Below are 16,332 nucleotides of genomic sequence, written 5' to 3' on the forward strand. Positions count from 1 at the left end.
GATGACACTCAACGCGACCACGTCCCACACCGTCGGGCCGTACTACCACATCGGCCTGACCTGGCTGAACCGCGAAGACTTGACCGTCGCCGCCACCCTCGGCGAGCGCGTGGCGATCAGCGGGCAAGTGGTGGACGGCAACGGTGATGTTGTCAACGACGCCATGCTCGAAGTCTGGCAGGCCAACGCCGCCGGCAAGTACGACCACCCTGAAGATGAGCAGGACAAGGCGCTGGACCCGAACTTCGAAGGCTTTGGCCGGGTGCCAGTGGATGCCGAAGGGCGCTTCCGCTTTACCACCATCAAGCCGGGCAGCGTGCCAGGCCTGCAAGGTACGACCCAGGCGCCGCACCTGGTGGTGCTGGTGTTTGCCCGTGGCTTGGTGAAGCACCTGCTCACGCGGATTTATTTCGATGGCGAGGCGTTGAATGGGGATGACCCGTTGCTGGCGTGTGTGCCTGCCGAGCGGCGCGGCACTTTGATTGCCAAGCCGGATGCGGCTGGGGTGCATCAGTGGAATGTGATTTTGCAGGGGACAGATAAGGAAACGGTGTTCTTCGATTATTGATCGGTAGCAGCGGCAAGTTTCAAGCTGCAAGCTGCAAGCTACAAGGAAGAGCAGTGACCGCGTCGGTTTTTCTCTTGCAGCTTATAGCTTGCTGCTTGCAACTACCTCCGGTTGTTGCAAAGTATGTCTAGGCTATAACCGTTCCCACTGAGTGAAAAAACCATGACAACAACCACCAGTCACTACACCGGAGAAGAACGCAGCAAACGGATCTTTGCGATTGTCGGTGCCTCCTCCGGCAACCTGGTCGAATGGTTCGACTTCTACGTCTATGCCTTCTGCGCCATTTACTTCGCTCCGGCGTTTTTCCCCTCGGACGACCCCACGGTCCAACTGCTCAACACTGCGGGCGTGTTCGCCGCCGGTTTCCTGATGCGCCCCATCGGTGGCTGGCTGTTCGGCCGGGTAGCCGACAAGCACGGGCGCAAGAACTCAATGATGATCTCGGTGCTGATGATGTGCGCCGGCTCCCTGGTCATCGCCTTTTTGCCCACCTACAAAGACATCGGCGCCTGGGCCCCGGCCTTGCTGCTGGTGGCGCGGCTGTTCCAGGGCCTGTCGGTGGGGGGCGAATACGGCACCACCGCGACCTACATGAGTGAAGTCGCGCTCAAGGGCCAGCGTGGGTTTTTCGCCTCGTTCCAATACGTGACCCTGATCGGCGGCCAGCTGTTGGCCGTGCTGGTGGTGGTGATCCTGCAACAGATCCTCACCGAAGAAGAATTGCGCGCCTGGGGCTGGCGGATTCCGTTCGTGATCGGTGCGATTGCAGCGGTGATTTCCCTGCTGCTGCGCCGCACCCTCAAGGAAACCACCAGCAAGGAAATACGTGAAGACAAGGACGCCGGCAGCATCGTCGCGCTGTTTCGCGACCACGGCAAAGCGTTCGTTACGGTGCTCGGCTACACCGCCGGTGGCTCGCTGATTTTCTACACCTTCACCACTTACATGCAAAAGTACCTGGTGAACACTGTGGGCATGCACGCCAAGACGTCGAGCTACATCATGACCGGCGCGCTGTTCCTCTACATGTGCATGCAGCCGCTCTTCGGTATGTTGGCGGACAAGATCGGCCGACGTAATTCGATGCTCTGGTTCGCAGGCCTCGGCACCCTGTTCACGGTACCGATCCTGTTGACCTTGAAAACCGTCACCAGCCCGTTCCTGGCGTTTGTGCTGATCACCCTGGCCCTGGCGATTGTCAGCTTCTACACCTCCATCAGCGGCCTGGTCAAAGCGGAGATGTTCCCACCCCAGGTGCGTGCTTTGGGCGTGGGGCTGGCGTATGCGGTGGCTAACGCGGTGTTTGGTGGTTCGGCGGAAGTCGTCGCGCTGAGCCTGAAATCCATCGGCATGGAAAACACCTTCTATTGGTACGTCACCGCGATGATGGCGGTGGCTTTCCTGTTCAGCTTGCGCCTGCCGAAACAGGCGGCGTACCTGCATCACGATTTGTAAGGGATGAGTTATGACACTGCGCACGAGCAATCAACTGTTCGACGCTTACTTCACCGCTGACAGCATGGCCGAGGTGTTCTGCGACCAGGGACGTTTGCAGGGCATGCTCGATTTCGAAGCTGCACTCGCTCGGGCGCAGGCCCAGGTCGGGGTGATCCCGCAGGCCGCCGTGGCGCCGATTGCCCAGGCGTGCCTGGCGTCGCTGTACGACGTGGATGCCCTCGGCGTGGCAATTGCCACAGCGGGGAATTCGGCGATTCCGCTGGTGAAAGCCCTGGGCAAGTTGATTGCCAGTGAGGATGCGGGTGCCGAGCGCTATGTGCACTTGGGCGCGACCAGCCAGGACGTGATGGACACCGGGCTGGTGCTGCAATTGCGGCGGGCGCTGGGGTTGATCGAAACAGACCTGGCGCGTCTGGGCGACGTGCTCGCCGCCCAGGCCCAGCGTTATGCGACGACACCGTTGGCCGGGCGTACCTGGTTGCAGCACGCGACGCCGGTCACCCTGGGGATGAAGATTGCCGGTTGGCTGGGCGCGGTGACGCGCAGTCGCCAGCGCCTGGAAGCACTGAAACCGCGTTTGCTGGTACTGCAATTCGGCGGCGCGTCGGGGACGTTGGCGGCACTCGGCGAACACGCCATGCCGGTGGCCGAAGCGCTGGCGGCGGAGTTGCAACTGAGCGTGCCCGAACAACCCTGGCACACCCAGCGGGATCGACTGGTGGAGTTTGCCGCCGTCCTCGGCCTGATCGCCGGCAGCCTCGGCAAGCTGGGCCGCGATATCAGCCTGCTGATGCAAACCGAAGCGGCCGAAGTCTTCGAGCCGTCGGCGCCCGGCAAAGGCGGTTCGTCGACCATGCCCCACAAACGCAACCCGGTGGGCGCCGCTGTGCTGATCAGCACCGCCACGCGCGTGCCCGGCCTGGTGGCGACGATGTTCAGCGCCATGCCCCAGGAACACGAACGCAGCCTGGGCCTGTGGCACGCCGAATGGGAAACCTTGCCGGAGATTTGCCGCCTGGTTTCCGGGGCCTTGAAACAAGCGCTGCTGGTGAGCGAAGGGTTGGAGGTCGACCCCGAGCGCATGGCGCATAACCTCGACCTGACCCAGGGCCTGGTGCTGGCCGAGGCCGTCAGCATTGTGCTGGCTCAACGCCTGGGCCGGGAAACCGCGCACCACCTGCTGGAGCAATGCTGCAAGCGCGCCGTTGCCGAGGGGCGCCACCTGCGCGCGGTGCTGGCGGACGAACCGCAGGTCACCGCCGAGCTGTCCGCCACGGAGTTGGACCGCCTGCTCGACCCGGCCCACTACCTGGGCCAGGCGACCACCTGGGTCACTCGCGCTGTCACCGAACACTTTGCATTGACCGCCTAAGGAGAACGCTGTGGCTTTCGTACAACTCGCCGAGGGCGAACTGCATTACCAACTCGATGGCCCCGTGGATGCGCCGGTGCTGGTGCTGTCCAACTCGTTGGGCACCGACCTGCACATGTGGGACATCCAGATCCCGGCATTGACCGAGCATTTCCGGGTGTTGCGTTTCGACACCCGTGGCCACGGTAAATCCCTGGTGACTGAGGGACCCTACAGCATCGAGCAACTGGGCCACGACGTGATCGCGCTGCTGGATGCGCTGGATATTCAGCGTGCGCATTTTTGCGGGCTATCCATGGGTGGCTTGATCGGCCAATGGCTGGGGATTAACGCCGGTGAGCGCCTGCACCGCCTGGTGGTGTGCAACACCGCCGCCAAAATCGGCACGCCGGAGATCTGGAACCCACGGATCGAGATGGTCCTGCGCGACGGCGTGGCAGCCATGGTGGCCTTGCGCGATGCGTCGATTGCGCGCTGGTTCACCGCTGATTTTGCCGCGACCAACCCGCACCAGGCCAAGCAGATCACTGACATGCTTGCCGCGACTTCGCCCGAGGGTTACGCAGCCAACTGTGCCGCCGTGCGTGATGCGGATTTCCGTGAGCAATTGGCAAACATCAAGGCGCCGACCCTGGTGATTGCTGGCACTGAAGATGCCGTCACCCCACCGGCCGGTGGTCACTTTATCCAGCACCATGTGCAGGGCGCCGAGTACGCCGAGTTCTATGCCGCGCACCTGTCCAACGTACAGGCCGGTGCTGCGTTCAGTGAGCGGGTTATCCAGTTTCTGCTGGCCACAGGTAATCGAGCTGAAATCTAATTGAACCGGGAGTTTTTTGTGGACGAGAAACAACGTTATGCCGACGGCCTGCAAGTGCGCCGCGAAGTGCTGGGCGATGCCCATGTCGACCGCAGCCTCAATGCCCTGACCGAGTTCAACAGCGAGTTCCAGGAAATGATCACCCGCCACGCCTGGGGTGACATCTGGACCCGCCCCGGGCTGCCTCGTCATACCCGCAGCCTGATCACCATCGCCATGCTGATCGGCATGAACCGCAGTGAAGAGTTGAAGCTGCATTTGCGTGCGGCGGCCAGTAACGGCGTGACCCGCGCCGAGATCAAGGAAGTGCTGATGCAGAGCGCGATCTATTGCGGGATTCCGGCGGCGAATGCCACGTTTCACCTGGCTGAATCGGTGTGGGATGAGTTGGGCGTCGAGTCGCGTGAGTGATCAGTGGGAGTCTGCGTCCCACACCCAATTCCACACGCCCGGCAGATGCACGGCTTCATTCACGTCTTTGACCGTACGCGCCAGCGCCGCGCGTTGCAGGGCGGCCGTATCGGTGTAGAACGGTTCGGCTGCGGTCTTCATGCCGTTGACTCGGGCGCTGTCCAACAGGATCTGCAGGTATTCCTGCATATGCCGCGCGGTGTAGCGGTTGATGTCGTGGAAGGTCACCACCACCGGTATCACGCCGTCCACCGTGGGCAACTCGCCCAGCGCGATGCGCTCGCGCACCACCGACAGTTGTCGATACAGGTTGGCGCGGCGGCGTGGGCTGCCGTTGAAGCCCCAGATCTTGCCGTCATTGGCGCTCAGGTCGGTCAGCAAGACCTGCATGCCATGGCGCTGGTAGGCCGCGAAGGTGCGCCGGTCATAGTTCCAGAACGGCGGACGGACCAGCACAGGCGGCGCGCCGGTGATCGAGGCAATATCCGCCGCGCCTTGGGTGAGGGTGCTCTCCAGTTCGGTATTGTTCAGCCAGCGATGGTTGGTATGAAACGCCGTCGCCGTGTGGAACGCCAGGATATGGCCGTCGGCGTATTCCCGTTCCATGGTCTTGCGACCTCGGGAGCTGCCGCCCGAGCGTGAGGCTTCGGTCTGTAGAAAGAACACCGCCTTGATCCCCGGCAGCACCGGGTTGTGCGCCAGGTCGGCGATCACTGAACGGCTGGGGTTGTTGTAGCCCGAGGCGCTGGGGCCGTCATCGAAGGTCAGCAAAAAACGGATCGGCGCCTGGGCTTGCAGGCGTTGCTCGGTCTGCGCTGTCAGGGCGATGGGCGCGCTGATACAGCCGCTGAGGCTCAAGGCCAGGGCAAGCACGGCGGATGCGATGGCAAAGGATTTCATGATGTGCGCAGGCTCGGATAAGAGGCCGCTGCTGGGCGAATCAGCAGCGGCAGGCGCGCACGATACAGTAAGTGCCGCGCCGGGTTACAGCAGACTTATCGGGTAACTGACGATCAACCGGTTTTCATCAAACTCGTTGTTGCTGTAGTCGCGGCGTATGCTCGAATTGCGCCAGCGCACCGTGAGGTTTTTCACCACGCCGCTTTGCACGGTATAACCCAATTCGCTTTCGCGACCCCACTCCTTGCCGTCGGCGATCGTGCCGGTGTGCACGTTGCTGCCGCTGATATAGCGGTTCATCAAGGTCAGGCCCGGCACGCCAAGGGCGGCGAAGTTGTAGTCGTGGCGCACTTGCCAGGATTTCTCCTGGGCATTGTCGTAGCTGGAGTTGTAGCTGTCGTTGGCCAGGGTGCCGCCGCTGGTGCCGTTGACGCGCATCCACGCGCTGTTGCCGGTGAGTTTTTGCAGGCCGACGTAGAAGGTGTTGCCGCCGTACTTGGCCGAGAACAGGCCGGACCAGGTCTTGTTGTCCAGGTCGCCGGCGCGGGCGCTGCCGTCGTCCTTGCCGTAGAAGAACCCGAGGTTGGCGCCCAGGGTCCAGTCGCCCAGGGGCTGGCTGTGGATCAGGTTGACGAACTGCTGGCTGTAGATGTCCTTGAGCTGGGCGTTCCACACGCCGATCTGCGTACGTTTGTCGTTGAAGGCGTATTCGCCGCCCTGGAAGTTGAAGCGGTCCGAGGTGAACGCGGTTTTGCCGACCATCGACATGTCCGACATGCTGCTGTCGTCGCGCGGGCTGTTGGCGCGGAACTGGCCGCCGTAGAGGGTCAGGCCGTCGATTTCCTTCGACGTGATCTGCCCGCCGCGCAGGGTTTGCGGCAGGGAGCGGCCATCATCGGCCCGCAGGATCGGCAACACCGGCATCCATTCGCCGACCTTCACTTCGGTCTTGGAAATACGCGCTTTGAACGCCACGCCGAGACGCCCGAATTCATCCGCAGGGCGGCCATCGTGGTCCAGCGGCAACAGTTGGGTGCCACCGGTGCCGCGCCCGCCATCGAGCTTCAATGAGTACAGCCCCAGCACGTCCACACCGAAACCTACGGTGCCCTGGGTAAAGCCGGACTTGGCATCGAGGATGAAACTCTGCGTCCACTCCTGTGCGCCACCCTGGGTTTTGGTGGGGTTGGTGAAATTGCGGTTGAAGAAGAAATTACGCAGGTTGAGGTTGGCGCTGGCGTCTTCGATAAAACCGTGTTCTTCGGCGACGACGGGCAGGGCAAGACTGGCGATAGCGGTGGCCAGCAGGAGCCGGCGCGGGTGAAAAGTGCTCATGGTGGTGGGCCTGTTGTTATTGGGGTTATGCAGGTGGCGGCCATGGTGCGGGGCGGTGCGGGGGCGGTTCAATCGGGGGTGGGCGGGTTGTGGGCGATGATCGAACGCAAGTTGCCGGGCGCTGAGGCCCGGCATTTGCGGGTTATCGTTTGGGCAGGTCGAAGTGGGTCCAGGGCACCGCTGGCAGGTAGTGTTGCGCAGCTACGATCAGCGCCACCATCACCACCAGGAACACCACTTGCAGGGGGCTCCAGAAGGCCCAGTGCAAACCGTTCAGCCACGGGTAGCCTTCGCTGAATTTCTGGCTCATCTGACCGATACGCGTCTTGTGCAACAGGTTGATCAGGACCATACCCGCGTAGGTGAACATGCCCAGCACGCCGAGCATCAAGCCGCAGGCCACCAGCATGATCGCCTGCGGTACGCCGTGGCGAATGACCAGCCAGTAGTCATTGGGGTTGATTCGCTTGGGGATCAGGTACTGGCTCAGCCACACATCCAGAACCCGATAGGTTGAACTCATCCCGGCCCACATTTGGGTGACGCGAAAGCCAACGCCCGCCGGCACGAACGCCATCAGCATGAAAATGACCAGCGACATCCCGTCCATTCTGTCTGGCTTATCGTGGGCGATGCTCAGGCCAAGCCCTAGGGCGAAGACGGCCCATAGCCGGATAAACACCTGGGTGTAGATCGGCCGAGGTACGAATTTGCGCCAAAAGAACAGGTCTGTTTGAGGCAGGCGCTCGACCAGTTGCGGATAGCGCCAGGTCAGTGTTTGCGCCAGGTGCTGGCAGGCGTTCCACTCGTTTTCGCCAAACCCATCGATCATGCGTTTGTGTTGCGTGGCGGACATCGGCGTCAGCAGCAGGCGCGCGGCCAGGGCATCGGCTGATGTGCGCCGCGTGTCCTGGGCCTTGTCTTGCAAGTTGGCGTAGAAACTTTCCTGCTCGCAACGCGACACCAATTCGCGCCATATCCACGCCGGTTCCGGGTAGACGCCTTTCTGGTCGTCCCAGCCGAATGCCTGGCACACCCGCTCGAACAGCGGCACGCTCCATTGGGTTTCATGCAGCAGGTGCAGGACGATGCGCTGCCACTGCTGTTGCAGGTCGAACACCCGCAGCCAGGGCTGATTGGTGTATTGATTGAGCTGGGTGATGAACTCGCGCTCGGCCTTTTGCTCCAGCAGTTCCTGCAAGGTGCGGCGGTAGTCTTGCAGCAGTTCGCCGGTCAGCGCTTCGTATTGCCAGGACGTCATCGCCACTTGCTGCCAGGGCGTCAGCCATTCCAGGTGTTGGGCGGCCCAACCGGCGATGGCGCTGCGTTCACCCGGTGCTTCGAAACAATGGCGCAACAGGCCGGCCTGGAACGCATCGGTGCAGCCCTGTTGCCGAGCCTGGACCCAGCGTTCATCGAGGTTACGCGCGTTGAGGTCGTCGAGCAGTGCCTGGGCCGGGTCCGGTGTGTGGGCTTCGAAGGGCGCAGGGCTGACGGGGCTGATGTTCATCAGTTCGGCCAGGTCATTCAGGTTTGCGTAGACCGCTTCGGCCACGGGCGCCTGGACGCGTTCTTCCTCTTCGTTATCAGCCCGCCAGCGTGCTTCACTCAGGGCGTGTTCATAGGCCTCGCGCAGGCGCTGGAAGCCTTGGGCGTCGTCGTCCGGGCGGCAGCTTTTCAGCAAGCGCGCATAGCTGCGCTTGATGCTGCGCTCGTCGGCGTCATCTGGCAGTTGCAGTACGGTCCAGCAATCCATCGGTGTTCCCTCAGCGCCAGAACCCGTTGTCGAGTTGCTCAAGTTGACGGGTCAGTTCGCTGCGCGCTTCGCGGATGCGGCGTTCGTCCTGGGTGTCGAGTACCTGCTGGAACTGTGCCGCCCAATGCCCTAGCTGTTCGCGCAGCTCGCCGAGGTTTTCCTGGTAGAGCCGTTCGAGGCGGGCGACGAGCACGGTGTTGACCTGCTGGTCGCGTGGGTGGACCTTCAATTGCGCCAGGGCTTGCAGGCGTTGCTGGATCTCCTGCGGGTTGAGCACGCCGGGGTTGTTCTCGATCACCAGCGAATGTTGCTCGCCGGTCAGCGGGATATTTACCTGGGCTTCCAGCAAGCCGTTGTTGTCGTAGGTGAAGCGCACGTCCAGGGAGACTTCACCGGCCTTGCGCTTGGGCACGGGAATATCCAGTTGGCCCAGCTCGATGTTGTCTTTGACCAGGCGGCTTTCACCCTGGTAAATCTTCAGCAGCACGCGGGTCTGGTCATCGTGCAGGGTGACCACGCTTTTGACCCGGCTCACCGGCACGCTGCTGTTGCGTTCGATCAACGGCAGGTAATGGCCGCTTTCGATATGGCCGCCGTACTGGTTCGAGGTTTCGATGCCCAGGGTGTAGGGGCAAACGTCAGTCAGCACCACTTCTTCGAGGGCGGCAGAGCGCGCCTTGAGTGCGGCCTGGATCGCTGCGCCGTGGGCCACCACCTGGTCGGGATCGAGGCTGATGGACGGGAAACGCCCGAACAGGCCTGCGGCAAGCTTACGTACCAGTGGCATGCGCGTGGTACCGCCCACCAGCAGGATTTCATCCAGGTCGCCAACCCGAATCCGCGCATCGCGCAGGGCGCGTTCGATCGGCGCGCGCAGGCGCTCCAGCAGCGGCGTGTAGAGCTTGGCCAGTTCCTGTTGGGTGATGGTTTTCACCCATTGCTGGCCGTCGACACGCAGGGCGAATTCAGCACTGTCATCCTGGCCCAGGGCTTTGCGCACGCGCTCGGCTTCGCGGCGCAGGGCTTGCAGCACAGTGCTGGTGGGCGGGAAACCCGTGGCGTTACGTTGGCTGTCGACAAAGTGTTCGAGCAACAGGGTGTCGAAGTCTTCGCCACCGAGGAAGTTGTCGCCGGCGCTGGCGCGGACTTCCATCACCCCGTCGAACAGCTCGATGATCGACACGTCAAAGGTGCCGCCGCCGAGGTCGAAAACCAGGAACGAGGTTTCTTTATCACGCTGATGCAGGCCGTAGGCGAGGGCCGCGGCGGTCGGTTCGTTGATCAGTTTTTCAACGGTCAGCCCCGCCAATTCACCGGCGATGCGCGTGGCCTTGCGTTGGCCGTCGCTGAAGTAGGCGGGCACGCTGATCACCGCGTCGGTGACCGTTTGGCCGTAGGTACGCTCGATGTCCTCCTTGAGGCTTTTGAGCACCAGCGCCGAGAGTTCTTCGGGGCGAAACGAGCGGTCGCCCAGGCGCACTTCGGTGGCGCTGCCCATGTAGCGCTTGAACAGCGAGGTGGTCAGGTGCGGGTGGGTATGCAGGCGCTCTTTGGCGGCCTGGCCTACCAGGACGCGGCCTTGGTCATCCAGCCCGACCACGCTTGGGGTCAGCAACTGGCCCAGGGCGTTGGGCACCATTTCGGCGGCATCGCCGCGCCAGACTGCCGCAAGACTGTTGGTGGTCCCCAGGTCGATTCCTACGATCATTACGACAAGCTCCCTCTGTGGTCTGTAAGAATCTGTTACTGATTTTACCCTGAAAGGTTGAGCGATAGGCAAGGCGGGAGAGCGTTGTGGTCATGGCAAACACCGATGACCAGGCATAAAAAAACCGCTTCCAGTGAGGGAAGCGGTTTTGTCTACAGCGGTGTGATCAGAACAACTTCAACGCCGGTGCTTCTTCTTTCAACGGCTCGTTCTTCGCCGTTTGCTCGCTCCAGCCACCGCCGAGGGCCTTGTACAGGGTGACCTCGCTGGTCAGTTGCGCCAGGCGGTCGGTGATCAGCGATTGCTGGGCACTGAACAGTTGGCGCTGGGCGTCGAGGAAGGTCAGGTTGCTGTCGACCCCGATGCGGTAGCGACGCTCGGCCAGGCGGTAGTAATCCTGGTTGGCTGCGACGAAGCCGCGCTGGGCATCCAGTTGCTGCTTGTAGGTCTCCCGTGCGGCGAGGCCGTCGGAGACTTCCTGGAAGCCGGTCTGGATGGCTTTCTCGTAGTTCGCCACGTTGATCTCTTTCTGGATCTTCGAGTAATCCAGGCTGGCGCGCAGGCTGCCGGCGTTGAAGATCGGGATGTTGATCTGCGGTGCGAACGACCAGGTACCCGAACCGCCCTTGAACAGGCCGCCCAGGGTAGGGCTGGCGGTGCCGGCGCTGGCCGTCAGGGTGATGCTCGGGAAGAACGCTGCACGAGCTGCGCCGATATTGGCATTGGCGGCCTTGAGGTTGTACTCGGCCTGCACGATGTCCGGACGACGTTGCAGCAGGTCCGACGGCAAACCGGCCGGCACTTCGCTGAGCAGGTCATCCGACAGTGGCTTGCTGGCGATATTCGCCGGCAGGCCGGTGCCCAGCAGCAGGGTCAGGTTGTTTTCGTCCTGGGCCACCTGGCGGGTGTAGCGCGCCAGTGCCACGCGGGCGTTTTCCACCGAGGTGCGCGCCTGGCTCAGGTCGAGGGCCGAGGCCACGCCGACTTCGTTACTGCGCGAGGTGAGTTTGAAGCTCTGCTCGTATGCACCCAGGGTGTCCTGGGTCAGCTTGAGCAGTTCCTTGTCGGCCTGCCAGGTCAGGTAGGCAGTCGCCACACTGGCCACCAGGCTGATCTGGGTGCTGCGCCGCGCTTCTTCGGTGGCGAAGTACTTTTGCAGCGCTTCTTCACTCAGGCTGCGTACGCGGCCGAACAGGTCCAGCTCATACGAGCTGATCCCGAGGCCGGCCGAGTATTGGCTGGTGATGGTCGATTCGCCGGTCTGCGACAGCTTGGCCGGGGTGCGCGAGCGGCTGCCGCTGCCCGTGGCCGATACGGCCGGGAACAGGTCGGCACGCTGGATCTGGTACTGCGCGGCATAGGCGTCGATGTTCAGCGCCGCAACGCGCAGGTCACGGTTGTTTTCCAGCGCGGTCTTGATCAGCTGTTGCAGGGCAGGGTCGTGGAAAAACTGCTTCCAGCCTTGCTCGGCGGCGGCCTGGTTCGGCGCCTGGGCCGGCGAATACGCCGGCCCCTGCGGGAACTGAGCTGCCACCGGCGCTTCAGGGCGCTGGTAGTCAGGGATCAGCGAGCAGCCACTGAGCACGAATGCCGTGACGGCTAAGGAAAGTAGCGACTTGCTCATTGGCCAGCCTCTTTAGGAGTGTGCGTAGGTTCAGTCTTTTTACGTTCGCCCATGGCGGACACGGTTGCGAAGAACAGCGGCACCCAGAAGATCGCCAATACCGTGGCCGTGATCATACCGCCAATGACACCGGTACCGATCGCGTGCTGGCTGCCTGAGCCGGCGCCCGAGGAGATCGCCAGCGGCAATACGCCGAGGACGAACGCCATGGAGGTCATGATGATCGGCCGCAGACGCATCCGGGACGCCTCGATCGCGGCTTCGACGATGCCTTTGCCTTGCTCGTGGAGCTCCTTGGCGAACTCGACGATCAGAATGGCGTTCTTCGCCGCCAGGCCCACCGTCACCAACAAGCCCACCTGGAAGAACACGTCGTTGGACAGGCCGCGCATGCTGGTGGCGATCAACGCACCCACCACGCCCAGCGGAACCACCAGGATCACCGCGATCGGGATCGACCAGCTTTCGTACAGTGCCGCGAGGCACAGGAACACCACCAGCAGCGACAGCGCGTACAGCGCCGGCGCCTGGGAGCCGGACAGGCGTTCTTCATACGACAGGCCCGTCCAGGCGTAGCCCACGCCCGCCGGCAGTTGCTTGGCGATACGTTCGACTTCAGCCATGGCGTCACCGGTACTGTAGCCCGGTGCCGGAGTACCGAGGATTTCCATCGCCGCTACACCGTTATAACGCGAGAGCTTCGGCGAGCCGTAGATCCACTTGCCCGAGGCGATTGCCGACAACGGCACCATCTTCCCGGAGTCGCTGCGCACGTACCATTTGTTCAGGTCTTCCGGGGACATCCGGCTGGCGGCTTCACCCTGTACGTACACTTTCTTCACCCGACCACGGTCGATGAAGTCGTTGACGTAGCTGCCACCCAAGGCAATCGCCAGGGTCTGGTTGATGTTGGACAGCGTGATGCCCTGGGCGCTGGCCTTCTCGTCGTCGACGGTGAGCTCGTACTGCGGCTCATCGTTCACGCCGTTGGGGCGCACACCGGCCAGGATCTTGCTCTGGGCAGCCATGCCCAGGAACTGGTTACGTGCAGCCATCAGCTTTTCATGGCCGACACCGCCCTGGTCTTGCAGGAACACGTCAAAACCGGTGGCGTTACCGAGTTCCAGTACAGACGGCGGTACAATGGCAAACACCATGGCGTCCTGGAAGGTCTGCATGAAGTAACCCTGGGCGCGCTTGGCAATCTCGAACACCGAGGTGGAAGCATCACGCTCGTCCCACGGCTTGAGCATCACGAAGGCCAGGCCCGAACTCTGGCCGCGACCGGCGAAGTTGAAGCCGTTCACGGTAAATACCGATTTCACGCCTTTGCCTTCGCCTGGCTCACCTTCTTTGTCATTGAGCAGGTAGGCGCGCATGTCGTCGATGACTTTTTGCGTGCGTTCAGACGAAGAACCTACCGGGGTCTGCACCTGGGCAAAGATCACGCCCTGGTCTTCATCGGGCAGGAACGCAGCCGGGATGCGCATGAACAGCCAGATCATGCCGGCGATGATCAGTGCGTACACCAGGAACGCCGGGATCTTGTGCTTGATCATGTTGCCCACGCCGCGCTCGTAGCTGAGTACGCCACGGTCGAAGGTGCGGTTGAACCAGCCGAAGAAACCACGCTTGGGTTGGCCGTGTTTTTCCGGATCGATCGGCTTGAGCATGGTGGCGCACAGGGCCGGGGTGAAGATCAGGGCAACCAGTACCGACAAGGCCATGGCCGAAACGATGGTGATGGAGAACTGTTTGTAGATCACACCGGTGGAGCCGCCGAAGAACGCCATCGGCAACAGTACCGCCGACAGCACCAGGGCAATACCTACGAGGGCGCCCTGGATCTGGCCCATGGACTTGACCGTCGCTTCTTTCGGCGACAGGTGCTCCTCGGCCATTACCCGCTCGACGTTCTCCGCCACGACGATGGCGTCGTCCACCAGCAAGCCGATGGCCAGGATCATGCCGAACATGGTCAGGGTGTTGATGGTGAAGCCGAACGCCGCGAGGATCCCGAAGGTACCCAGCAGTACCACCGGTACGGTCATGGTGGTGATGATGGTGGCGCGGAAGTTCTGCAGGAACAGGAACATCACCAGGAACACCAGCACGATCGCTTCGACCAGGGTGTCAACCACACCGGAAATCGACTCGGTCACGACCGGGGTGGTGTCATACGGCACCACCGCCTTCATGCCAGGCGGGAAGAACGGTTCCAGGGACGCCACGGTGGCACGGATGGCCTTGGCGGTGTCCAGGGCGTTGGCGCCCGATGCCAGCTTGATCGCCATGCCGGAAGCCGGGTTGCCGTTGAACTGTGCACTGATGCTGTAGTTCTGGCCGCCGAGTTCGATACGCGCAACGTCATGCAGGCGAACCTGGGAGCCGTCGGCATTGACCTTCATCAGGATGTTGCCGAACTGCTCCGCCGTTTGCAGGCGGGTCTTGCCGATGATGGTGGCGTTCAGCTGGTTACCGGGCAGGGCAGGCAGGCCGCCCAATTGACCGGTGGCCACCTGCACGTTCTGTGCGGCAATGGCGGTGCTGACATCCACAGGCGTGAGCTGGAAGTTGTTCAGCTTGGCCGGGTCCAGCCAGATACGCATGGCGTACTGCGAACCGAACACCTGGAAGTCACCGACACCCGCGGTCCGGGAAATCGGGTCCTGGATGTTGGAAACGATGTAGTTGGACAAGTCATCCTTGGTCATGCTGCCGTCTTCCGACACCAGACCGATCACCATCAGGAAGTTCTTCACCGACTTGGTCACGCGGATACCCTGCTGCTGCACTTCTTGCGGCAGCAGTGGGGTCGCCAGGTTCAGCTTGTTCTGTACCTGAACCTGGGCGATGTCCGGGTTGGTACCCTGGTTGAACGTCGCGGTGATGGTCATGCTGCCGTCGGAGTTACTGTCCGAGGCCACATAACGCAGGTTGTCGATACCGTTGAGCTGTTGCTCGATGACCTGCACCACGGTGTCCTGCACGGTTTGTGCGGACGCGCCTGGGTAGGTCACCTGGATGTCGATGGCGGTTGGCGCGATGGCCGGGTATTGGTTGATGGGCAACTTCAGGATCGACAGTGCCCCGACCAGCATGATCACCAGGGCAATTACCCAGGCGAAAATGGGACGGTCGATAAAAAATTTCGACATGGGTTACTCCCCCTGGCCAGGCGCGGCAGCAGGAGCAGCGGCGGAACCGGCGGGCTTGGCGTTGTCAGCGTCCTTGACCTTGACCTCCACGCCCGGCTTGACGTACTGCAGGCCTTCGGTGATCACGCGGTCACCAGCGTTCAGGCCTTTTTCCACCAGCCAATAGGCGCCGGAGGTGCGGTTGGCTACCAGTACACGCTGCTCGACCTTGTTGTCGGCGTTGACTACCAGCGCGGTCGGGATGCCCTTGAGGTCACGGGTCACGCCTTGCTGTGGGGCCAGGATCGCCTTGCTGTTCACGCCGGCTTGCAATTGGGCGTGTACGAACATGCCCGGCAGCAGGGTGTGGTCAGGGTTGGGGAACACGGCGCGCAGGGTCACGGAACCGGTGGTCTGGTCGACCGACACTTCGGAGAACTCCAGCTTGCCGTCCTGGCCGTAGTCGCTACCGTCTTCCAGGGTCAGCTTGACCTTGGCGGCATTGGCGCCGGCCTTTTCCAACTGGCCGCTTTCCAGGTCGCGGCGCAGTTTCAGCATTTCTGCCGAAGACTGCGTAACGTCGACGTAGATCGGGTCCAGTTGCTGGATCACGGCCATGGCATCGGCCTGGCCATTGCTGACCAGCGCGCCTTCGGTCACCGAAGAACGGCCGATACGCCCGGAGATCGGCGCGAACACTTTGGTGTAGCGCACGTTGATCTGGGCGGTTTGAACGTTTGCTTCCGCGGTCATGCGGTTGGCGACGGCGGTGTCGTATTCCTGGCGGCTGACGGCTTGCTCATCGACCAACTGCTTGTAGCGGTCGGAGATGGACTTGGTCTGGGTCAGGCTGGCTTGTGCGCTTTTCAGCGTGGCGTCATAGACCGACGGATCGATCTGATAGAGCTGCTGGCCTTCCTTCACATCCGCGCCTTCCTTGAACAGGCGCTTGAGAATGATGCCGTTGACCTGCGGCCTAACTTCCGCAATGCGGTAGGCGGTGGTACGGCCTGGCAGCTCGGACGTCAGGGTGAAGGCTTGCGGTTGAATGGTGACCACGCCGACCTGAGGGGCTTGAGCGGGCGGAGCCGCTTCTTCCTTTTTACATCCGCTGAGCAGCGATGCCAGGGCGACGGCAGTGACCAGAGCGGTAACAGCTGGCTTAAGTTGCATGAAGATCCTCGGGTCAGGCGCGCAGGTTGCGCACAAGAAGGGTGGAAGGGTAAAAAACAAGCCGTGA

At 62.2% G+C, this 16,332-nt stretch carries 12 protein-coding genes; 5 read left to right on the top strand and 7 right to left on the bottom strand.

Annotation, left to right across the window (positions count from 1 at the left end; genetic code table 11):
- Position 1 precedes the first annotated feature (1 nt).
- From pcaG to pcaC, 5 genes are all read left to right on the top strand, one after another.
- Complete coding sequence (gene pcaG / locus FIV39_RS03635) at positions 2–568, top strand: protocatechuate 3,4-dioxygenase subunit alpha (RefSeq protein WP_090408314.1); 567 nt, start codon at positions 2–4, stop codon at positions 566–568.
- Positions 569–730: 162 nt separating this feature from the next.
- Positions 731–2,026, top strand: coding sequence for an MFS family transporter (locus FIV39_RS03640; protein WP_065928279.1), 1,296 nt, complete (start codon positions 731–733; stop codon positions 2,024–2,026).
- Positions 2,027–2,036: 10 nt separating this feature from the next.
- The gene (locus FIV39_RS03645; RefSeq protein WP_090408311.1) at positions 2,037–3,401 is read left to right on the top strand and encodes a 3-carboxy-cis,cis-muconate cycloisomerase; all 1,365 of its coding nucleotides are present in this window, start codon (positions 2,037–2,039) and stop codon (positions 3,399–3,401) included.
- Positions 3,402–3,411: 10 nt separating this feature from the next.
- The gene (gene pcaD, locus FIV39_RS03650) at positions 3,412–4,221 is read left to right on the top strand and encodes a 3-oxoadipate enol-lactonase (RefSeq protein WP_090408308.1); all 810 of its coding nucleotides are present in this window, start codon (positions 3,412–3,414) and stop codon (positions 4,219–4,221) included.
- A gap of 18 nt (positions 4,222–4,239) precedes the next feature.
- The gene (gene pcaC, locus FIV39_RS03655) at positions 4,240–4,632 is read left to right on the top strand and encodes a 4-carboxymuconolactone decarboxylase (protein WP_024073913.1); all 393 of its coding nucleotides are present in this window, start codon (positions 4,240–4,242) and stop codon (positions 4,630–4,632) included.
- Here pcaC and FIV39_RS03660 read toward each other — a convergent pair whose 3' ends face one another.
- From FIV39_RS03660 to FIV39_RS03690, 7 genes are all read right to left on the bottom strand, one after another.
- A complete protein-coding gene (locus tag FIV39_RS03660; RefSeq protein WP_090408305.1) occupies positions 4,633–5,532 on the bottom strand; it encodes a polysaccharide deacetylase family protein in 900 nt (299 codons plus the stop codon).
- An 84-nt stretch (positions 5,533–5,616) separates the two neighbouring features.
- A complete protein-coding gene (locus tag FIV39_RS03665; RefSeq protein WP_090408303.1) occupies positions 5,617–6,867 on the bottom strand; it encodes an OprD family porin in 1,251 nt (416 codons plus the stop codon).
- Positions 6,868–7,009: 142 nt separating this feature from the next.
- A complete protein-coding gene (locus tag FIV39_RS03670) occupies positions 7,010–8,623 on the bottom strand; it encodes a J domain-containing protein (RefSeq protein WP_090408300.1) in 1,614 nt (537 codons plus the stop codon).
- 10 nt (positions 8,624–8,633) lie between these two features.
- A complete protein-coding gene (locus FIV39_RS03675; RefSeq protein ID WP_046384419.1) occupies positions 8,634–10,331 on the bottom strand; it encodes a molecular chaperone HscC in 1,698 nt (565 codons plus the stop codon).
- Positions 10,332–10,497: 166 nt separating this feature from the next.
- Positions 10,498–11,955 (bottom strand): AdeC/AdeK/OprM family multidrug efflux complex outer membrane factor, encoded by a 1,458-nt coding sequence (gene adeC, locus FIV39_RS03680; RefSeq protein WP_090408295.1) that lies wholly within the window; start codon positions 11,953–11,955, stop codon positions 10,498–10,500.
- Entirely contained in the window at positions 11,952–15,113 is a 3,162-nt protein-coding gene (locus tag FIV39_RS03685; RefSeq protein ID WP_146371474.1) for an efflux RND transporter permease subunit, read from the bottom strand. Before FIV39_RS03685 ends, adeC begins: the two co-directional genes overlap by 4 nt.
- Positions 15,114–15,116: 3 nt before the next feature.
- A complete protein-coding gene (locus FIV39_RS03690) occupies positions 15,117–16,265 on the bottom strand; it encodes an efflux RND transporter periplasmic adaptor subunit (protein ID WP_090408290.1) in 1,149 nt (382 codons plus the stop codon).
- Positions 16,266–16,332 lie beyond the last annotated feature (67 nt).

The organism is Pseudomonas grimontii, assembly GCF_007858185.1.
GTDB lineage: Bacteria > Pseudomonadota > Gammaproteobacteria > Pseudomonadales > Pseudomonadaceae > Aquipseudomonas > Aquipseudomonas grimontii.